General features: G+C 69.0%; 19 protein-coding genes. 13 read left to right on the top strand and 6 right to left on the bottom strand.

Going from position 1 to position 19,106, the window contains the following annotated elements; all coding sequences use genetic code 11:
* The first annotated feature begins 15 nt into the window (after positions 1–15).
* Together AC1DCJ_RS12605 and AC1DCJ_RS12610 are read left to right on the top strand one after the other, a co-directional pair.
* Positions 16–489 (top strand): DUF4442 domain-containing protein, encoded by a 474-nt coding sequence (locus tag AC1DCJ_RS12605; protein WP_137191778.1) that lies wholly within the window; start codon positions 16–18, stop codon positions 487–489.
* Positions 490–540: 51 nt separating this feature from the next.
* Positions 541–1,257 carry a hypothetical protein gene (locus tag AC1DCJ_RS12610; RefSeq protein WP_478071102.1) on the top strand — a complete coding sequence of 239 codons (717 nt, stop codon included), beginning with the start codon at positions 541–543 and terminating at the stop codon, positions 1,255–1,257.
* Positions 1,258–1,266: 9 nt separating this feature from the next.
* On the opposite strand, the gene AC1DCJ_RS12615 is transcribed toward AC1DCJ_RS12610, so the two are convergent.
* Positions 1,267–2,583 carry a hypothetical protein gene (locus AC1DCJ_RS12615; protein WP_478071103.1) on the bottom strand — a complete coding sequence of 439 codons (1,317 nt, stop codon included), beginning with the start codon at positions 2,581–2,583 and terminating at the stop codon, positions 1,267–1,269.
* Positions 2,584–2,657: 74 nt separating this feature from the next.
* Between AC1DCJ_RS12615 and AC1DCJ_RS12620 the strand changes: the two genes are divergently transcribed.
* From AC1DCJ_RS12620 to rnfB, 9 genes are all read left to right on the top strand, one after another.
* On the top strand, positions 2,658–3,335 hold the full coding sequence (locus AC1DCJ_RS12620; protein WP_478071104.1) for a DUF502 domain-containing protein: 678 nt from the start codon (positions 2,658–2,660) through the stop codon (positions 3,333–3,335).
* A 1-nt stretch (position 3,336) separates the two neighbouring features.
* Positions 3,337–4,110 (top strand): queuosine precursor transporter, encoded by a 774-nt coding sequence (locus tag AC1DCJ_RS12625; protein ID WP_141058975.1) that lies wholly within the window; start codon positions 3,337–3,339, stop codon positions 4,108–4,110.
* 96 nt (positions 4,111–4,206) lie between these two features.
* Entirely contained in the window at positions 4,207–6,132 is a 1,926-nt protein-coding gene (locus AC1DCJ_RS12630) for a DUF885 domain-containing protein (RefSeq protein WP_448136272.1), read from the top strand.
* A gap of 58 nt (positions 6,133–6,190) precedes the next feature.
* Entirely contained in the window at positions 6,191–7,252 is a 1,062-nt protein-coding gene (locus AC1DCJ_RS12635) for a serine hydrolase domain-containing protein (RefSeq protein ID WP_478071133.1), read from the top strand.
* Positions 7,249–7,656, top strand: coding sequence for an SMU1112c/YaeR family gloxylase I-like metalloprotein (gloA2, locus tag AC1DCJ_RS12640; protein ID WP_137191783.1), 408 nt, complete (start codon positions 7,249–7,251; stop codon positions 7,654–7,656). Before AC1DCJ_RS12635 ends, gloA2 begins: the two co-directional genes overlap by 4 nt.
* An 88-nt stretch (positions 7,657–7,744) precedes the next feature.
* On the top strand, positions 7,745–8,188 hold the full coding sequence (locus tag AC1DCJ_RS12645; RefSeq protein WP_038687075.1) for a DUF2147 domain-containing protein: 444 nt from the start codon (positions 7,745–7,747) through the stop codon (positions 8,186–8,188).
* A gap of 742 nt (positions 8,189–8,930) precedes the next feature.
* Positions 8,931–11,003, top strand: a complete 2,073-nt coding sequence (metG, locus tag AC1DCJ_RS12650) for a methionine--tRNA ligase (RefSeq protein WP_478071105.1) — start codon at positions 8,931–8,933, stop codon at positions 11,001–11,003.
* Between the two features lie 63 nt (positions 11,004–11,066).
* Positions 11,067–11,657 (top strand): HAD family hydrolase, encoded by a 591-nt coding sequence (locus tag AC1DCJ_RS12655; protein WP_137191545.1) that lies wholly within the window; start codon positions 11,067–11,069, stop codon positions 11,655–11,657.
* Between the two features lie 24 nt (positions 11,658–11,681).
* The gene (rnfB, locus tag AC1DCJ_RS12660) at positions 11,682–12,107 is read left to right on the top strand and encodes an Rnf electron transport complex subunit RnfB (protein ID WP_478071106.1); all 426 of its coding nucleotides are present in this window, start codon (positions 11,682–11,684) and stop codon (positions 12,105–12,107) included.
* Positions 12,108–12,313: 206 nt separating this feature from the next.
* Here rnfB and AC1DCJ_RS12665 read toward each other — a convergent pair whose 3' ends face one another.
* Complete coding sequence (locus AC1DCJ_RS12665) at positions 12,314–12,661, bottom strand: RidA family protein (protein WP_137191547.1); 348 nt, start codon at positions 12,659–12,661, stop codon at positions 12,314–12,316.
* 193 nt (positions 12,662–12,854) lie between these two features.
* Between AC1DCJ_RS12665 and mprF the strand changes: the two genes are divergently transcribed.
* Together mprF and AC1DCJ_RS12675 are read left to right on the top strand one after the other, a co-directional pair.
* Positions 12,855–15,413 carry a bifunctional lysylphosphatidylglycerol flippase/synthetase MprF gene (gene mprF / locus AC1DCJ_RS12670; protein ID WP_314405297.1) on the top strand — a complete coding sequence of 853 codons (2,559 nt, stop codon included), beginning with the start codon at positions 12,855–12,857 and terminating at the stop codon, positions 15,411–15,413.
* A gap of 208 nt (positions 15,414–15,621) precedes the next feature.
* Positions 15,622–15,747, top strand: coding sequence for a hypothetical protein (locus tag AC1DCJ_RS12675; RefSeq protein ID WP_478071107.1), 126 nt, complete (start codon positions 15,622–15,624; stop codon positions 15,745–15,747).
* A 224-nt stretch (positions 15,748–15,971) separates the two neighbouring features.
* On the opposite strand, the gene AC1DCJ_RS12680 is transcribed toward AC1DCJ_RS12675, so the two are convergent.
* From AC1DCJ_RS12680 to AC1DCJ_RS12695, 4 genes are all read right to left on the bottom strand, one after another.
* Entirely contained in the window at positions 15,972–17,315 is a 1,344-nt protein-coding gene (locus tag AC1DCJ_RS12680; RefSeq protein WP_478071108.1) for a virulence factor family protein, read from the bottom strand.
* Between the two features lie 87 nt (positions 17,316–17,402).
* Entirely contained in the window at positions 17,403–18,038 is a 636-nt protein-coding gene (locus AC1DCJ_RS12685) for a DUF998 domain-containing protein (RefSeq protein ID WP_478071109.1), read from the bottom strand.
* Positions 18,039–18,058: 20 nt separating this feature from the next.
* Positions 18,059–18,244 (bottom strand): oxidoreductase-like domain-containing protein, encoded by a 186-nt coding sequence (locus AC1DCJ_RS12690; protein WP_478071110.1) that lies wholly within the window; start codon positions 18,242–18,244, stop codon positions 18,059–18,061.
* 57 nt (positions 18,245–18,301) lie between these two features.
* Positions 18,302–18,901, bottom strand: coding sequence for an HD domain-containing protein (locus tag AC1DCJ_RS12695; protein WP_141058983.1), 600 nt, complete (start codon positions 18,899–18,901; stop codon positions 18,302–18,304).
* Positions 18,902–19,106: the final 205 nt, after the last annotated feature.

Raw genomic sequence — 19,106 nt, forward strand, 5'->3', positions numbered from 1 at the left:
ACCTGGGTCGACCCGATGAAAGCCAGCGTGTTCCGCCACGGCATGAACCTGTGGCCGCCGTTCCTGTTCACCGGTATCCACGTCACCGAGGTCAGCCCCGACTACCGCCACGTGCGCGTCGAGCTGCGCATGCGCCCCTGGAACCGCAACTACGTGGGCACCCACTTCGGCGGCAGCCTGTTTGCGATGACCGATCCGTTCTGGATGCTCACCGTGATGCACAACCTGGGCCGCGACTACTACGTGTGGGACCGGGCCGGCGAGATCGAGTTCCTCAAACCGGGCCGCGGCACGGTGCGTGCGGAATTCCATCTGGACGACGCGCTGCTGGACCAGCTGCGTGCCGCCACGGCCGGTGGCGAAAAATACCTGCACTGGTTCAGCAACGACATTCTCAACGCACAGGGCGAGGTGGTCGCGCGGGTACGCAAGCAGGTGTACCTGCGGCTGAAGCCGGACGCGCGCAACGGCGGCGCCCGCAAGGGCTGAGCACGCGGCGTGCTTGCTATGCTCGGCGCCCCCAACGTCGGCCCCTGCATCATGCGCACCCTGCTTATCGCCCTGCCCCTGCTGTGCCTGCCGGCGCTTGCGCACGCACTGGACATACCGCCGGTGGATTATCCGACGCTACCGGCCACCGCCGCCGATGCGAACGGCTTCGTGCCGCGCGGCTGGCGCATTGAACAGCGGCTGGACGGCGACCTCAACACCGACCGGCGTGCCGACCTGGTGCTGGTGCTGCGCCAGCAGGATCCCCGCAACGTGCTTGAACACGACGGCATGGGCATCAGCCCGCTGGACAGCAACCCGCGCCTGCTCGCCATCGCCTGGGCACGGCCGGATGGCAGCTATGCGCTGGCCGCGCAGAACCACCAGCTGATTCCGCGCCACGAGTACCCGAACCTGTCGGACGTGTTCGAAGACGGTGCCGGCGGCGTGTCGATCGTGCGCGGCACGCTGCAGGTGGGCCTGTACGCCTTCTCCAACGCCGGCAGCTGGGCCACCGGGTCCACCCGCTTCACCTTCCGCTGGCAGCACGACGCGTTCGCGTTGATTGGCTACGACAGTGACACGATGATGCGCAATTCGGGCCAGACCGAATCGGTGAGCATCAACTACTCCACCGCGAAAATACGCCGCGCAAGCGGCAGCATCGAGACGGATGGCGAGCAGGTGGGCTGGGAGAAACTGGCCTCGACGCAGCGCTGGACGCTGGACAGCATCGGCGACGGCGCGGCGTTCAACCCACTGCCATGACCACGCCGCTCAGTGCGCGCGCCACGCCTGCGGCAGCGCTGCGCTGACCCACGGCGGCCCGCCATCGCCCGCGCGGCCGTACCGCGGCACCTGCACCCGCTGCCCATCGGCGCTCAGCTGCGGCGGGCGCTGCGTGCTGCGCAGCGCCTGCGGCATCGCGGCCAAATGGGTCAGCGCGTCGGTCTGCCCACGCGGCTGCCCATGCAGCCACAGCATCGCCCCCGCCAGCCGCAGCTGGGCGCCGGCATCCTGCATGCGAGGCGGGTAGCCGGCGTAGACCGGCGCACTGATGTTCATCACCACGCAGCCGGCCGCGTTGGCCACGCAGGCCAATGACCAGACCGACGGCGGCGCGGGCAGCTGCACGGGGCGATCGTCGCGGATCTGCGCCTGCACCTCAGTGCTGCAGGTACGCGACATCTGCCAGGCATTGCGGGCCTGGGTCTTGCCTTCGTCGTGCAACCAGCCTTGCGCCTGCTCCAGCGCCGGCTGGTTGGCCATCGCCGCCCGCACGAACGCAAACTCGCCGCGCATCGGCAGGCACAGGTCCAGCTCGGCCACCGTGGGGGCGACAAGCGCCTGTCGGCACGGCGCCGGGACGGCGGCCCCCGCAGGCAGCTCGGCCAGGATCTCGGTGAACAGGCCCGCGTTGCGCTCGGCCATCGCCGACCCCACCATCGCCACCAGCAGGCTGTCGCTACGGGCCATCAGCATGCGCCCGGTGCGGATGTCCTCGCAGGTGCCCTGCAGCGCCTGGGTGCTGTTGCCGCGCACGTGCGCGAGCGCATGCCACGAGGTGCGCTCCATCAGCACCTGGAACGCCGGGAACGGCATCGCCGTGTCGGGTACGAACAGCGAACGGTAGTGATCGTCCTCGCCCAGCGCCGCAATCCGTGCGTGCAGCCCGTCATGCCCGGCATGGGCCTGCGCGACCGCATCGGCGTCGGCACGTACCGCGGCCAGACAGGCGCTGACATCGCGCCTGCACCAGCCGGTGGCCGGCGTGACCTTCGCAACATGCGTTTCGACCGCCACGGCATCGTCGGCCGGCGCTGCGCCGCGGGCCGGGCCCGGCGCCCAACGGCGCGCATCCTCAGCGGTCTGTGCCTGCACCTGCGCCGGCGTCATGCCGTCATGGTCCAGCAGCCAGATCGCCGGGAACGCATTGCGCTCGGGTGCCATCGCGGGCAACCCCGCCTCCATGGCCTGCAGCGCCCGGCGTTCCTCGGCCGGCACCGGCAGCAACCACGACACCAGCAGCACCAGGCCGAGCAGCCCACCCACACCCACCACGGTCACACCCACCCACTTCAATCCCTTCAACACAGCATTCCCTCCATGCGCCGCTCCCTGCAGCGGCAGGCAGGGTAATCCGGGCGGCCGCACCGCTACAATGCGTCATGTCGCCCGAAGCCCCCCAACTCGTTCCGCGTCCCTCCCTGCAGCGCCTGTTCCTGACCGGCCTGCTGACCCTGCTGCCGATCTGGCTGACCTGGGTGGTGGTCAAATTCGTGTTCGTGCTGTTGTCGGGCATTTCCAGCCCGGTGGTGGTGCCCCTGTCCGAGCAGATCGCCGCCTCGTTCCCGCACTACCTGGGCTGGGTCAAAGTGGAATGGATGCAGAACGTGTTCGGCCTGGCCGCCACCCTGCTGGTGATCCTCAGCGTGGGCGTGCTCAGCCGCCGGGTGATCGGCCAGCGCCTGCTGCGCTGGTTCGGCGCGGTGATCAAGCGCATCCCGCTGGCCAGCATCATCTACGACAGCGCCAAGAAGCTGCTGGACATGCTGCAGACCGAACCGGGCAGCACCCAGCGCGTGGTGCTGATCGACTTCCCGCACCGTGACATGAAGTCGGTGGGCCTGGTCACGCGGGTGATCCGCGAACAGGGCACCGACCGCGAGCTGGCCGCGGTGTACGTGCCGACCACGCCCAACCCCACCTCCGGCTACCTGGAAATCGTGCCGGTGGAACTGCTGACCCCTACCGACTGGACCGTTGACCAGGCGATGAGCTTCATCATCTCCGGCGGTGCTGTCGCGCCGGAAAGCGTGCCATTCACCCGCGCCGGCGACCGCTGAGGTGAGCGCGCGGCCGCTGCAGGACCGCGCGGTGCTGTTGTTCATCGCGCTGTCGGCGTTCTTCTGCGCCAACGCGGTGCTGGCCGAATTGATCGGGGTGAAGATCTTCGCGCTCGAAGACACCCTCGGGGTGGCACCGTTCAACTGGAACCTGTTCGGCCAGACCGGCTCGCTCAGTTTCACCGCCGGCACGTTGCTGTGGCCGGTGGTGTTCATCATGACCGACACCATCAACGAATTCTTTGGCCGCCGCGGGGTGAAGTTCATCTCGTGGCTGGCGGCGGTGTTGATCAGCTACGGCTTCCTGTTCGCCTTCGCCGCGATTTCGCTGGTGCCGGCCAGTTGGTGGGTCACCTCGATGAGCGCCCATGGCGTGCCCGACTACCAGGCCGCGTTCGCGGCGGTATTCGGCCAGGGCATGTGGACCATCGCCGGGTCGCTGGTGGCGTTCCTGGTCGGGCAGCTGATCGATGTGTCCATCTTCCATCGCATCCGCCGGGCCACCGGCGAACGCCACGTCTGGTTGCGCGCCACCGGCTCCACGGCGGTGTCGCAGCTGGTGGACAGCTTCGTGGTGATCTGGATCGCGTTCGTGCTGGGCCCGCAGCAGTGGCCCACCGCGCTGTTCCTGGCGGTCAGCAGTGTCAACTATGTCTACAAGATGGGCTTTGCCATCGCCCTGATTCCCTTGCTGTACCTGATGCGGCGCGCCATCACCCGCTACCTGGGCGCCGAGCGCGCCGCGCAGCTGCGGGCCGATGCCGCAGCTGACTGAGGCCCGTACCGCACGAAACTGACCAGGGGCCGGCGCTGGCCGTATGCGCACGGATCGGGCAAGCTCCCGGGTCTGTGTGTTTTACGGATACCGCCGATGCCCCATCCCGCCCGCGCCCTGGCGCTCGCCATCGCCGCCCTGCTGCTGTTCGGCAGCGCCGCACCGGCTGAAGCTGCCAAGAAGAAGGCCAACCGGCCGGCTGCCGCGCAGACCCGCTCTGCCGCCAAGCCCAAGGCCAAGCCGCGCGCACGTCCGGCCGCCGCGCCCACGCGCCAGCCGCTGGTCCGCCAGCAGAGCAAGGCCGCCCAGCTCAACCGCATCTACGATGAATACTGGGATGCCTCGATGCGGCTCAACCCGCTGCAGGCCACCTTCCAGGGCGATGCCCGCCACAACGACCAGCTGCCCAACATCCTGTCGGCGGCCTACCGCCAGCAGTCGCATGATTTCACCGTGGAATGGCTGGGCAAAGTCGAAAAGATCGGCACCGATGGCCTGACCGGGCAGGACCTGCTCAGCTACGAAATCTTCGTGCGCGATGCGCGCATGTCGCTGGCCGCCGAGAAGTACCCCAATTGGATGCTGCCGGTCAGCCAGTACTACAACCTGGGCAGCATCATGGCCATCCTAGGCTCCGGCTCGGGCGCGCAGCCCTTCAATACCGTGGCCGACTATGACAGCTGGTCCAAGCGCTCGCTGGGCATCGCGCCGCTGTTCGACCAGGCCGTGGCCAACATGCGCGACGGCATGAAGGCCGGCGTGGTGCAGCCGCGCGACCTGATGGAAAAGGTGCTGCCGCAGCTGGATGCCGTGATCAAGCCGACCGCCGAGGAGAGCATCTTCTGGGCCCCGGTACGCAACATGCCCGAGGATTTCCCCGAGGCGGACAAGGCGCGCATCACCGCCGAATACAAGCGCATGATCGAGTACCGCATCATGCCGGCCTACCGCGCCCTGCGCGGCTTCATCGCCACCGAATACCTGCCCGCCACGCGCACCAGCGATGGCCTGGGCGCGCTGCCCAACGGCCAGGCCTGGTACACCCAGAACATCGTGCAGAGCACCGCCGCCACCCTGGACGCCAAACAGATCCACGCCGTGGCCGAACAGCGCGTGGCCAGCCTGCAGGCGCAGATCACCGCGACTCTCAAGGACAACAAGATCCGCGGGTCGCAGCAGAAAGTGCTGCGCAACATGCGCACCGACCGCAGCTTCCAGTACGCCAACAGCGAGGCCTTGCTGACCCGCTACAAGCAGTTGCAGGCCCAGGTGGGCAGCCGCCTGCCGGCCCTGTTGGGCACCCTGCCGAAGGCGCCGCTGGAGGTGCGTGCGGTGGAACCCGAACGTGCGGCCAGCGCGTCGGCGGTGGCCTACCAGCCGCCCCTGCCCGATGGCATGCGCCCGGGCATCCTGTACGTCAACACCGCCAACCTGCCCACCCGCCGCCGCTGGTCGGCACCGATGCAGTTCCTGCACGAAGGCATTCCTGGCCACCACGTGCAGCTGGGCCTGCAACAGGAGCTGGACAAGCTGCCGCGCTTCCGTCGCCTCGGCGGTGATATCGCCTTCATCGAGGGCTGGGGCCTGTATGCCGAATCGCTGGGCGAGCAGCTGGGCGTGTACCAGGACCCGTATGAGCGCATCGGCTACCTGCAGGCCGCGCTGACCCGCGCCGCCCGCATGGCCGCCGACACCGGCGTGCATGCGCAGGGCTGGAGCAAGCGCCAGGCGGTGGACTACCTGGTCAAGACCGCCGACATGCCCACCGAAGATGCCACCGCGGAAGTCGAGCGCTTCATGGCCCTGCCCGGGCAGACCCTGCCCAATGGCCTGGGCGAATTGAAGATGGTGGAGCTGCGCGAGCGCGCCAAGGCCGCACTGGGCCCGCGCTTCGACCTGCGCCGTTTCCACGAGGAAATCCTGCGCGACGGCTCGATGCCGCTGGATATCCTGGACGCCAAGATGACCCGCTGGATCGCGGCCGAGACGGCCGGCACCCCGGCGCCCGCGGCGACCCCCTGACCCATGCACGGAGCCGGCCATGCAACCGCCTGATCGCCGGCGTTACCGCAGCAGGCTGATGGCCGGCAGCCTGGTCTGGCTGGGCCTTCTGGCGGCAGGCGGCGCGACGGCAGCGCCGGCGCTGTCGCCGCCCGACCCCGGTATCGACGCGCTGCTGCAGCGCTACGACGGCCAGGTGCCGGGCGCGGCGGTGCTGGTCCTGCACGATGGCCAGCCGGTGTTCCAGCGCGGCTACGGGCTGGCGGTGGTCGAAGACCACACGGCCGTGACCGCCCGGACCAACTTCCGCCTGGCCTCGGTCAGCAAGCAGTTCACCGCCGCGGCGATCCTGCTGCTGGCCGAAGACGGCGCGCTGCGCCTGGACGACCCGCTCAAACGCTGGCTGCCCTCGCTGCCGGCCGCCGCCGACGGGATCACCCTGCGCCACCTGCTCAGCCATACCGGTGGCCTGCTCGACTACGAGGACCTGATGCCCGCCACGGCCACCGCGCAGGTGCACGACATCGACGTGCTGCACCTGCTGGAGGCCCAGGACCGCACCCTGTTCGCCCCGGGCAGCCAGTACCGGTACAGCAACAGCGGCTATGCGCTGCTGGCGCTGGTGGTGGCCAAGGCATCGGGCCAGGATTTCGCCACGTTCCTGCGCACACGGATCTTCCAGCCGCTGGGCATGCGCGACACCGTGGCCCACCAGGACGGCGTGGACGACGTGGCCCGGCGCGCGTATGGCTACAGCCCGCTCGACGGGCGCTGGCAGCGCACCGACCAGAGCCCGACCAGCGCGGTGCTGGGCGACGGCGGCATCTATTCCTCGCTCGACGACCTGGCCCGGTGGGACGCGGCGCTGTACGACCAGCGCCTGCTCACGACCGCCTCCCTGCGCCAGGCCTTCGCCCCGGCCACGCGCACAAACGAGCCGGACGTTCCGTTCTACGGCTTCGGCTGGCGGCTCAACGGAGACGCGCAATGGCACAGCGGGGAGAGCATCGGCTTCCGCAACGTGATCCTGCGCTATCCCCGCCAGCATCTGACGGTGATCATCCTGACCAACCGCGACGGCCCCGAACCCTATCCGCTGGCGCTGCAGATCGCCCAGCGCTGGCTGGACACCCTGCATTGACGCCTCCCACCGACACCCCGCTGCTCGGCATCCACCACGTGGCCGTGATCGGCGCCGACTACGCCCGTTCCAAGGCCTTCTACACCCAGGTACTGGGCTTGCGGATACTGGACGAGAACTACCGCGCCGAACGCGATTCCTGGAAGCTGGACCTGGCCCTGCCCGACGGCAGCCAGCTGGAACTGTTCTCCTTCCCCGGCGCCCCGCCCCGGCCCAGCCGCCCCGAGGCCCAGGGCCTGCGCCACCTGGCCTTCCGGGTAGCGGCCCTGGAACCGATGATCGCGCGCCTGGCGGCCGCCGGCGTGGTGTGCGAACCGATCCGCACCGACGAGTACACCGGCCGCCGCTTCACCTTCTTCGCCGATCCGGACGAGCTGCCGCTGGAGCTGTACGAAATCGGCTGAGCCCGTTGCCCATACCCCGGCGAATGGGTATACAGTCGGCCTGTACCGGCACTGCGCCGGCTTTCACCGACATCCCTGGGAGGGGAACATGCGCAAGACTTTCAAGACCCTGTTGCTGGCGCTGCCGCTGATGCTGGCCGCGATGTCGGCCAGCGCCGCCGACGGTGCGGTTGGCCGCTGGAAGACCATCGACGACAAGACCGGCAAGGTGAAGTCGATCGTGGAGATCACCCAGGCCGCCAACGGCGCGCTGACCGGCAAGGTCGTGGACATCCTGCATTCGGACAAGGGCCCCAACCCGGTCTGCGACGGCTGCGAAGGCGCCAACAAGAACAAGCCGGTCAAGGGCATGACCATCCTGTGGAACCTGAAGGCCGACGGCGCCAACGCCTGGTCCGGCGGCACCATCCTGGACCCGGCCAACGGCAAGACCTACAAGTCCAAGGTCAAGCTGCAGACCGGCGGCGCCAAGCTCGACGTCTCCGGCTGCATCGCCTTCATCTGCCGCTCCCAGACATGGGTTCGTGAGTAATTTGGCGCTGTTTGTCTAGTCATTTCAATGGTGTGGTCGAGGCGGGTTAACCCCCACCGGGACACGCCGTGAACCCCGCTCCGCGGGCCGGCCCAGCCGCTGGCGGCTGGGCGTTCGGGCGAATGCGAGGCAATGCCTCGCAAGCAATCCGCCCTCACCCCTGGGGGCTCGTCCACGGCATCCATGCCGTGGACGGTCCCGGTGGGGGTTAACCCGCCTCGCCCTCCAGGCATGTGCATCGCCGGTTGGGAAGAGGAAGAAGGCCGAAGCGGCTGCGCCGCTTCGGCCTTTTGCATTTCTACTCTCCCCCACACCCCGAACCAAACCGCTCTGGCTCGGGCTTCGGCAAGCAGAAGCGCAGCCCATTTCGATTCGGTCCGTCATGGCTCGGTCTGGCCTGGTCCGGTCCGCTTCGCCTCCCGCCCCACCCGCCTTTCCCCTGCACACCAGCCAACTGTGGAAGGGCTGGGGTGGGTGAGGTTGCGGGGCCCTCCACCGCATGGATGCGGTGGCGGAGCTTACACGGACGTACTTGCAGCGTGCCCCGCGGCCTCACCCACCCCAGACCTCCCCCAGCAGACCGGTCAATAGGCTTCGGCTGTTGCTGTTGCTGTTGCTGTGGCTCTGGCTGTGGCCCTGGCTCTGGCTCTGGCCCTGGCTCCGGCTTCGAAAAAAAAGCCCGCCGCAGGCGCCCACCCCCTCCATGCGATAATCCCCGGTCCCCAAGGCAACAACGCAGACCATGACCCGCACCGCTCTAGTCACCACCGCACTGCCCTACGCCAACGGCCCCCTGCACCTGGGCCACCTGGTCGGCTACATCCAGGCGGACATCTGGGTGCGTGCGCGTCGAATGAGCGGCGGCAAAACCTGGTTCGTCTGCGCCGATGACACCCACGGCACCCCGATCATGCTCGCCGCCGAAAAGGCCGGCGTCACCCCGGAAGCCTTCATCGCCAACATCCAGGCCAGCCACGAGCGCGACTTTGCCGCCTTCGGCGTCCAGTTTGACCACTACGATTCCACCAACTCCGCCGCCAACAAAGCGCTCACCGAAGCCTTCTACCTCAAGCTTGAGGCCGAAGGCCACATCGCGCGCCGCTCCGTGGCCCAGTTCTACGATCCTGCCAAAGGCATGTTCCTGCCCGACCGCTACATCAAGGGCATCTGCCCGGTCTGCAGCAGCCCGGACCAGTACGGCGACAACTGCGAAGTGTGCGGCGCCACCTACGCCCCCACCGAACTGAAAGACCCGCGCTCGGTCATCTCCGGGGCCACCCCGGAAATGCGCGACTCCGAACACTTCTTCTTCGAAGTCGGCCACTTCGACGCCTTCCTGCGCGAGTGGCTCGCCGGCGACGTCGCCCTGCCCGGCGTCAAGGCCAAGCTCGGCGAATGGCTCAATGCCGACGGCGGCCTGCGCGCCTGGGACATCTCCCGCGATGCCCCCTACTTCGGCTTTGAAATCCCCGGCCAACCCGGCAAGTATTTCTACGTCTGGCTGGATGCCCCGATCGGCTACCTGTCCAGCTTCAAGACCCTGTGCGACAAGAACGGCGAAGACTTCGACGCCCACCTGCGCGCCGGCACCAGCACCGAACTGCACCATTTCATCGGCAAGGACATCGTCAACTTCCACGGCCTGTTCTGGCCGGCCGTCCTGCACGGCACCGGCCACCGCGCGCCCACCCGCCTGCACGTCAACGGCTACCTGATGGTCGACGGCGCCAAGATGTCCAAGTCGCGTGGCACCTTCGTCATGGCCCGCACCTACCTCGACGTCGGCCTGGAAGCCGAGGCCCTGCGCTACTACTTCGCCGCCAAGTCCGGCGGCGGCGTCGAAGACCTCGATCTGAACCTGAGCGACTTCACCGCACGCGTCAACGCCGACCTGGTGGGCAAGTTCGTCAACCTGGCCAGCCGCTGCGCCGGCTTCATCAGCAAGCGCTTCGACGGCCGCCTGGCCGACAGCCTGCCCGATGCCGCCCAGTACGACCGCTTCGTCGCCGCCCTCGCCCCCATCCGCGAGGCGTACGAGCGCAACGACCCGGCCGCCGCCGTGCGCCTGACCATGACCCTGGCCGACGAAGCCAACCGCTACATCGACGACCAGAAGCCGTGGGTGATCGCCAAGCAGGAGGGCGCCGAGGCGCAGCTGCAGGCCGTCTGCACCCAGGGCCTGAACCTGTTCCGCGTGCTGGTCACCGCGCTCAAGCCGATCCTGCCGGCCACCGCCGCCCAGGCCGACGCGTTCCTGGCCGCCCCCGTGCAGGACTGGACCGACATCGCCCGCCCGCTCACCGCGCACACCATTGCCGTGTATGCCCCGCTGTTCACCCGGATTGACCCGAAAATGATCGACGCCATGACCGACGCCTCCAAGGACACCCTCGCCGCTGCCGCCCCGGCTGCCCCGGCCAAGCCCGCCAAGCCGGCTGCCGCACCGGCACCGGCGGTGCCCGCCGCACCTGCCGACGGCCCGGCCTACATCGGCATCGACGACTTCGCCAAGCTCGACCTGCGCATCGGCAAGGTCCTGGTCTGCGAATTCGTGGACGGCTCGGACAAGCTGCTGCGCTTCGAACTGGACGCCGGTGACCTGGGCAAGCGCCAGATCTTCTCCGGCATCCGCGCCAGCTACGGCGAGCCGGAGAAGCTGGTCGGCCGCAGCGTGGTCTTCATTGCCAACCTGGCCCCGCGCAAGATGCGCTTCGGCCTGAGCGAAGGCATGATCCTGTCGGCCGGCTTCGACGGCGGCGACCTGGCCCTGCTCGACGCCGACAGCAGCGCCCAGCCCGGCATGCCGGTACGCTGATCGCATCCGGGGGCGGCGCTGCCGCCGTCCCCGCTTGCTGGCCTGCACGGACGGAGGTGCGGTTTGGAACTGGCGTTGTTCGATTTCGACCACACGGTCACCACCTGCGACACCTACGGCCGTTTCCTGCGCCGCGTGGCCACCCCTGAACAACTGGCCCAGGCCTGGTGGAAAGTGGGTCCGTGGTTGCTGGCCTACCGGCTCAAGCTGATCTCGGCCGCACGCATCCGCGCCCGCGTTACCCGGCTGACCTTCAGCAACCGCCACAGCGAGGATATCGCCACCCAGGCCGCCGGCTATGCCCGCGACGTGCTGCCCGGCGTGGTGCGCCCGCAGATGCTCGAACAGATCCGCTGGCACCTGCAGCAACGGCACACCGTGGTGATCGTGTCCGGCTCGCTGGACCTGTACCTGCGGCCGTGGTGCGAATCGCTGGGGCTGGGCCTGATCTGCAACCGGCTGGAAAGCCACGACGGCCGCCTGACCGGGCGCTATGCCGACGGCGACTGTGGCCCGCGCAAGGTTGAACACATCCGCCAACGCTACGACCTGTCACGCTTCCAGCGCATCCACGCCTACGGCGACAGCCGCGAAGACCGGCCGATGCTGGCGCTCGCCCATGACCGCTGGTATCGCGGTAAACCCCTCAAATAACGCCCCGCGCAGCCGACGCCACGCATGCCCAGCACCACCGCCAGTTTGATCGAACGCCTCGACCGCCTGTTGCCGCAAACCCAATGCGGCCAGTGCGGCTATGACGGCTGCTACCCGTATGCGCAGGCCATGGCCCGTGGCGAGGCCGGCGTCGACCACTGCCCACCGGGCGGTGACGACGGCGCCCGTGCGCTGGCCCATGTGCTGGGCGTGCCCGCGCTGCCGTTCGACCGCAGCCGCGGCGCACACAAACCCGCGCAGGTCGCGCTGATCGTCGAAGCCGACTGCATCGGCTGCACCAAATGCATCCAGGCCTGCCCGGTGGACGCCATCGTGGGCGGTGCCAAGTACATGCACACCGTCCTGCCCGACCTGTGCACCGGTTGCGAGCTGTGCATTCCCCCGTGTCCGGTGGATTGCATCGAATTGATCGCAGCACCCGCCCGGTAACGCCGGACGTTGATCGCGGCACACGCCCGTAGCGCCGGGCTCTGCCCGGCTGCTGTTGAATTTGCATGGCCGGCGAACAGCCGGGCAGAGCCCGGCTCTACATGCACCGCGAGAGCGGTGACGCATGGGCGCATAGCGATGCGTCGAGCATCACGGCGCCCATCGGTTCCCGTGGCGCGGCAGAGCCCGGCTCTACATGCTGCTGTTTACGGCAACGCAGCGGTAATCACGATCTCCACTTTCCAGCTCGGGTCGGCCAGCTTGGCTTCCACCGTCGCGCGCGCCGGCGTCATGCCCGCCACCACCCACTCATCCCACGCGGCGTTCATGCCGGCGAAGTCGTTGATGTCGGCCAGGAATACTTCCGCGCGCAGCACGTGCTGCTTATCGCTGGCCACCAGGGCCAGCAGCTTGTCGATCTCTGCCAGCACCTGCCGGGTCTGGCCGGTGATGTCCTGACTGGTGTCTTCCGGGATCTGCCCGGACAGATAGGCAACCTTGTTGTGCACGGTCATTTCAGACATGCGCGGACCGACGTCGAAACGTTCCAACATGGCGATGGCTCCTCTGGGTGATGGGCCATTGTCACCGATGCGGTGTGAGCCTGTCCTTGCCCCGGATCATTGCCGCCACGGCAGGCACAGCGCACACCCTTGGCAAGCGTGCGCATCAGGCGCACGATGCGCGCGCACCACCGCACCGCCTGTCTTGACTCTTTCATCGCCCGCCCCGGAGCACGCTTCACCGATGACCGAAACAACCCCTGCTCCCGCACCGGCCCGCCTCGCCTGGCGCCGTGCCGCCACCGTCATCTTCAGCCTGGCGATCCTGGCGCTGGCCCTGCGCGGGCTGGCCAGCGAATTCGACGAACACGGCTACCGTGCCATCCGCGAGGCCTTCCGCCATCTCGGCGCGGGGCAGATTGCACTGACCGTGGTGCTGGGCCTGGCCAGCTACGCCTGCCTGATCGGCTTTGATGCCATCGGCCTGCGCCGCAGTGGCAAGCGCCTGCATCCGGCACGCGTGGGCATCACCGCCTTCCTGGCGCACACACTGGGCCAGACCCTGGGCTTTGCCGCGCTCACCGGCGGTGCGGTACGGCTGCGCGGCTACGGCGGCGCCGGGCTGAGCCTGGGCGAAATTGGCCAGGTGGTGCTGATGAGCACGCTCGGCTTCGTGTTCGGTGCCTGGCTGCTGCTCGCCCTGGCCTTCGTGCTGGAGCCCGGCGCGGCGGCGCTGGCGTTGCCGGTATCGGTGCAGGCGGTGCGTGTGGCCGGCATCGTCGGCCTGCTCGGCTATGCCGCCACGCTGCTGCTGGTCGGCCGCGATGGCCGCAGTTTCAGCATCCGCGGCCACGCCCTGTGGCTGCCCGACCGCCGCACCATGCTCTGGGTCACCGCGCTGAGCGTGGTCGAACTGGTCCTGGCCAGCGCCGCGTTCTACGTGCTGCTGCCGATGGACACCCCGACCGGCCTGCCCGGTTTTGTCGGCCTGTACCTGGTGGCGGTGCTGGCCGGGCTGATCTCCAGCGTGCCGGCCGGTCTGGGCGTGTTCGAGTGGAGCCTGCTCAAGTTGTTGCCGCAGGTGGCACCGGCCGCCGTGCTGGCCGCGGCGCTGATCTACCGGGTCACCTACTACGTGCTGCCGCTGCTGCTGGCCACGCTGCTGGCGCTGGGCCCGGCCCTGCGCAAGCCGCTGCGGGTCGGCGCCGGGGCAACCCGCGCCGGCTGGACCGCGTTGCGCCCGTGGCTGCCGCAGATCATCGCGCTGGCGGTGTTCAGCGTGGGCGCGGCGCTGGTGATCGACGGCACGCTGCCCACGCCGCGCCGGCACCTGCTCAACGCCTCGCTGCCGATCCTGGAAACCTCGCACCTGCTCGGCAGCCTGGCCGGTGTCGCGCTGTTGCTGATCGGCCAGGGCCTGCAGCGGCGCAGCCACGCCGCGTGGATGCTGGCGCTGGGCATCTGCGTGATCGCGCCGCTGCCGATCTGGCTGCGCGGCGGCCAGGTGCTGATCGCCCTCTCGGCGTTGCTGGTGGCGATGGCGCTGTGGGCCTCGCGCCGCGAGTTCTACCGCCAGGGCGCGCTGCTGGACGAAGCCTGGTCGTGGCCCTGGATCCGCAACCTGGGCCTGGTGCTGGTGGCGGTGATCTGGCTGTTGTTCTTCGTCTACAGCCACGTGGAATACCAGAACGAGCTGTGGTGGCAGTTCGCCCTGCAGGGCAATGCGCCGCGTGCCCTGCGTGCGCTGCTGGTGGTGGCCATCGCGCTGACCATCTTCGGCCTGGCGCGGCTGCTGCACAGCACCCGCAGCCCGCTGCCGCCCGCCGATACGCCCACGCTGGATGCGCTTGCGCCGATCCTGCTGGCCGCCGAAGACACCCAGGCCTGCCTGGTGCTGACCGCCGACAAGGCGGTGCTGCGTGATGCCGACCAGCGCGGCTTTGTGATGATGCAGCGCTATGGTGGTTCGCTGATTGCCATGGGCGACCCGGTGGGACCGCCGGACGTGGCGCGTGGCCTGATCTGGCGCTTCCGCGAGGAAGCCGACCGGCTCGGCCTGCGCCCGGTGTTCTATCAGGTCGGCGAAGCCTACTGGCAGACCTACCTCGACCTGGGACTGACCCTGGTCAAACTGGGCGAGGAGGCGATGGTGCCGCTGCAGGATTTCGGCCTGGAAGGACGCGAGCGCGCCGACCTGCGCCAGGCCTGGAACCGCGGCAAGCGCGGTGGCCTTAGCTTCCGCGTGGCCGCACCGACCGAGGTGCCGGCGCTGCTGCCGGCACTGGCCGCCATTTCGCAACAGTGGCTGGACGACAAGGCCGGCGACGAAAAGGGCTTCTCGCTGGGCAGCTTCGATCCGGACTACCTGGTGCGCTTCCCGGTCGCGCTGGTGGAGGCCGAAGGCCGCATCGTGGCGTTCGCCAACCTGTGGCAGGCGCCGGCCGGGCATGAACTGTCGGTGGACCTGATGCGGCACGTCGACGACGCGCCCAAGGGCACCATGGATTTTCTGTTCATCGAGTTGTTCCTGTGGGGCCGCGACAACGGCTTCCACCGCTTCTCGCTGGGCATGGCGCCGCTGTCCGGACTGGCCCAGCACCGGCTGGCGGGGCGCTGGAACCGCTTTGCCAACATCGTGGCCCGCCACGGGGAACGCTTCTACGGGTTCAGCGGGCTGCGCCGCTTCAAGTCCAAGTTCGCCCCGCAATGGCGCGCGCGTTACCTGGCCGCACCGGGCGGCGTGCATCTGCCTGCGGCGCTGCTCGATGCCACCCGGCTGATCTCGCTGGATCCGCGCCGGTAGAGCCGACCGTTGGTCGGCTGCCGTTTCACCGCACAGGGTAGAGCCGACCGTTGGTCGGCTGCCGTTTCACCGCACAGGTAGAGCCGACCGTTGGTCGGCTGCGGTAGCGCCGCGCGGGTAGAGCAGCCGACCAACGGTCGGCTCTACCGCGCGGGGAGATGTTCCAGCAGCGTCTGCCCCTGGCGGCGTGGAATTGGTAGTCGGGCTCTTGCCGACCGACATCAAGCCGATCATCGCCACCTTGGCGCGCGTGGTCGGCGTCAGCGGGTTGATGGCCGCCTGCAGCACGTCGGCGCCCTACACCCGGCAGATGGCGCTGGACCCTGCCCGGTAGAGCCGACCGTTGGTCGGCTGCTCTGATGCGCGGCGTTACAGCAGCCGACCAACGGTCGGCTCTACCCGCAGGGTGTTACGGCAGCCGACCAACGGTCGGCTCTACCCCACACGGTGTTACAGCAGCCGACCAACGGTCGGCTCTACCCCGCATGGCGTTATGGCAGCCGACCAACGGTCGGCTCTACCCCGCACGGTGTTACGGCAGCCGACCAACGGTCGGCTCTACCGGGCGGGGAGATGGTCCAGCAGCGTCTGCGCCAGGCGGTCGTAGTCGCCCTTGAAATGGTGGTCGCCCGGCAGCTTGATCACCTGCGCGTTGCCCGGGGGCAGCGACGGGCACAGTGCGTCGTCGTCATCTTCGCCATACAGGCACAGCGTCTTGCCCGCCGGCAGCTTGGCGATCTCCGGCGCAATCGGGATGCCACCGCCGCCACCGCCCAGCCAGTTGCTGACGTGGAACTCGTAGTCGGCGTTCTTGCCGACCGACATCAAGCCGATCATCGCCACGTTGGCGCGTGTGGCCGGGGACAGTTGGTTGATCGCCGCCGGCAGCACGTCGGCGCCCTGCGAGAACCCGACCAGCACCACCCGCTTGCGCTGCCATTGCTGGCTGTAATGGCTGGCAATGCGCTCCAGATCGCGGGCGAACCCGTCCGGGGTGCGTGCCGTCCAGAAGTAGCGCAGCGAATCCACGCCGACCACCGGCACCCCCGCCTCGCCCAGTGCCGCCGCCACTTCCTTGTCCAGCCCCGCCCAGCCACCGTCGCCGGACACGAAGATGGCGAACGTGTCGCCAGGCGTGCTGGCAGGCACCTCGACCACGGGCAGGCCCTTGAGCGCATCCGGCGGCGGTGCCAGGCTCACGCCCTTCTGTGCCCCGACCACCTGCGCGGCCGCCAACAGTCCCGGCAGGTCGTCACCGTCGGCGGTGCGCTGGAAATCGCGCCCCATCGCCACCTTGCGCACGAATGCAGCCGCGTTGCCGGCGGTGCAATGGCGCTCGCCCGCCGCGTTCAACCACGGAAAATTCAGCTCGGCCGGTTGCAGCCGACCATGGCTGCTGCCCGCACCGCAGACCTTGCGCTCACGCGCGTGGTCGGGGCAGAACCCGGTGGTCAGCAGACCGGCGAACACCTGCGTATCGGCCTGCGCGGCCACCGCGTAGGCCAACTCGGCCCCTTCGCCATCACCGCCGATCAGCGGCAGGTGGTAGCCGGGTACGTGCAGGTAGGCCTGGAACCAGCGCGAGAAATTCTCCACGTCACCGGCGCCGAATGCGCAGGTCCCACTGCCTTCCTTGGCCAGTACCTGGCGCAGCCGGGCCACGTCCACCTGGGCCACCAGCGCGCCCTGTGCGCGCAGGGCGTCGATGCGCCCGCGACTGCGCTCACGCTCGTGGCCGCCGTCGAACCACACCACCACCCGCTGCGGGTGGCCGTCGGGCAGGTACACCGGCACCTGCTGGAACCGCCCATGGCTGACCTGTTGCGGGGTCGCGGCAGCCGCCACCGACACCCAGCCCCCGATCACCAGACCCAGAACCTTCCCCCACCCGGCTCGCCGCATCGTTACGCATCCCAAAAGAGTCCACGCCACGATACGCCGGTCCCCCGGCAACGGCATGTACACAGACTGGCTGCAACCTCGCGCCGCTCAACCGGCCCGGCGGCGCGCGTGCCGCCACTGGCACAGCGCCACCCCCAGCAGCCACACCACCACGGCGGCAATCACCAGCTTCTGCCCTGCCCCGCGCGGCGGACCGCGCCACAACACGTGCAGCCACAGCAGCACGAAACACCCCCAGGCCCACCACCAGGCCGGGGCCGCCCAGCGCGACCATTGCGGGTCGGCGCGCAGGTACCAGCTCTGCAGCAGCATGGCCGCGCTCACGCACAGGAACGCGGTATTGGCCGCCAACCCGTGCACCAGCGGCGCCACCAACGGCGCGAGCGCCGGCAACCAGCTGTCGCCGATCGCCACGCCCATCAGGCCCAGACCAGCCACGCAGAACAGCAGCGGTGCGGCGCTGCTGCGCCGGGGCGAACGGCTGCCGGCATACAGCGACCAAGCCAGCAGCATGATCGCCACCGCCAGCGCGCAGTACGCGCTGCGCAACGCCAGCCCGCCCGGGCCGTGCAGGTAAAGGCTGAGCGTGGCCTGCACCCAGTCCAGGTCCTGGCGTGCCCATTGGAGCCACAGCGCGGTGGCGGCAAACACCATCAGCGCCGCCACCGCCAGCAGCGCGGCATGGCCGTGCCGGGGCGATACACCGTGTGCAGCAGGTGCCATGGTCATCCCGGCGACCCCGCTCAGTCGCTAGCGTCGGGGTGGCGCGCCCGCCACGCCGCCAGCGCGGCCCGGTAGCGCTGCAGCTCGTCGCTGTACAAATCCAGCACGCACAGCGGGCAGCCACTGCCACAGCACTCGTTGGGGCCGGGTTCTTCCGGCGGCTGCGGACGCGGGTCGGGATCGGGGAAAACGGCAGGCAGGGACATGGGCAGGCGGGACGTGGTGGTCGGAGAACGAGAGCGCCGGACCGGCGCCCGCCGCCATTATCCGATGCGGCGACGCAGGTTGGCGCGCGCGGCGGCATCCAACCGCGCATGGAAGAACGCACTCAGGAAAATGCGCGGCTTGAGCAGCAGCTGCTTGAGGAAGCGGCGCCGGTTGAGCCGGAACAGGAATCCCGGCACGTGGCCGGCGTACTCCTCGGCGATGCCCTTGTCATAGGCGTCGAACACGGCGGCCGGCGCGCCCAGGATGGCCATGTCGCAGTCCAGGAACAGGGCCGCCTCGGCATCGATGTCGGCCGCGCCCAACGCGCCGTGGCGGGCGGTCAGTTCGATCAGCTGCACCACCCGGGCCACGTCGATGCCGGCATCGGGCAGCCAGCGCTGGATAGCCTCGCGCGCCAGCACGGCCGAGCGCGCCTCGTTGTCACTGCGCCCGGCGTCGTAGATCGCGTCGTGGTACAGCGCGGCCAGCTGCACTTCGCGCGGGTGCTCCCAGCCCGGCCCGTCGGCCACCGTGCGGCAGTGCTGCAGCACCGCCTGCACGTGCGAGAAATTGTGATACGCCCGCGCCGGCATGGCGTAGGCGGCTTCAAGGTCGGCCTGCATGGCCGCCGGCAAGGGCATCGGTTCAAAGCGCATCCGCCAACAGTGGCGGTCCCGCCAGCGGCTGGCAAGCAGGCGCTGCTGGCGGTTTTTTGATCAGCCATCGCCAAGGCCCGCCGCACGGCGCGTGCACCGGCTTATCCACAGGTTTGCCCATGGCTGGTCCACACCGGCTGTGGATGGTGATCGCGCCGACAGACGGCACCCCGAACGCCCGACGCAGGCCTAGACTGGGGTCGGC

This window comes from Stenotrophomonas sp. 10N36 (assembly GCF_056395005.1).

What these genes read in the sequence shown, in the direction of transcription:
- metG (WP_478071105.1), top strand. Translation starts at nt 8,931, where the DNA reads ATGACCCGCACCGCTCTAGTCACCACCGCACTGCCCTACGCCAACGGC.
- AC1DCJ_RS12680 (WP_478071108.1), bottom strand. Translation starts at nt 17,315, where the DNA reads ATGCGGCGAGCCGGGTGGGGGAAGGTTCTGGGTCTGGTGATCGGGGGC.
- AC1DCJ_RS12665 (WP_137191547.1), bottom strand. Translation starts at nt 12,661, where the DNA reads ATGTTGGAACGTTTCGACGTCGGTCCGCGCATGTCTGAAATGACCGTG.
- rnfB (WP_478071106.1), top strand. Translation starts at nt 11,682, where the DNA reads ATGCCCAGCACCACCGCCAGTTTGATCGAACGCCTCGACCGCCTGTTG.
- AC1DCJ_RS12620 (WP_478071104.1), top strand. Translation starts at nt 2,658, where the DNA reads ATGTCGCCCGAAGCCCCCCAACTCGTTCCGCGTCCCTCCCTGCAGCGC.
- AC1DCJ_RS12630 (WP_448136272.1), top strand. Translation starts at nt 4,207, where the DNA reads ATGCCCCATCCCGCCCGCGCCCTGGCGCTCGCCATCGCCGCCCTGCTG.
- AC1DCJ_RS12610 (WP_478071102.1), top strand. Translation starts at nt 541, where the DNA reads ATGCGCACCCTGCTTATCGCCCTGCCCCTGCTGTGCCTGCCGGCGCTT.
- AC1DCJ_RS12690 (WP_478071110.1), bottom strand. Translation starts at nt 18,244, where the DNA reads ATGTCCCTGCCTGCCGTTTTCCCCGATCCCGACCCGCGTCCGCAGCCG.
- mprF (WP_314405297.1), top strand. Translation starts at nt 12,855, where the DNA reads ATGACCGAAACAACCCCTGCTCCCGCACCGGCCCGCCTCGCCTGGCGC.
- AC1DCJ_RS12645 (WP_038687075.1), top strand. Translation starts at nt 7,745, where the DNA reads ATGCGCAAGACTTTCAAGACCCTGTTGCTGGCGCTGCCGCTGATGCTG.
- AC1DCJ_RS12635 (WP_478071133.1), top strand. Translation starts at nt 6,191, where the DNA reads ATGGCCGGCAGCCTGGTCTGGCTGGGCCTTCTGGCGGCAGGCGGCGCG.
- AC1DCJ_RS12685 (WP_478071109.1), bottom strand. Translation starts at nt 18,038, where the DNA reads ATGGCACCTGCTGCACACGGTGTATCGCCCCGGCACGGCCATGCCGCG.
- AC1DCJ_RS12605 (WP_137191778.1), top strand. Translation starts at nt 16, where the DNA reads ATGAAAGCCAGCGTGTTCCGCCACGGCATGAACCTGTGGCCGCCGTTC.
- AC1DCJ_RS12695 (WP_141058983.1), bottom strand. Translation starts at nt 18,901, where the DNA reads ATGCGCTTTGAACCGATGCCCTTGCCGGCGGCCATGCAGGCCGACCTT.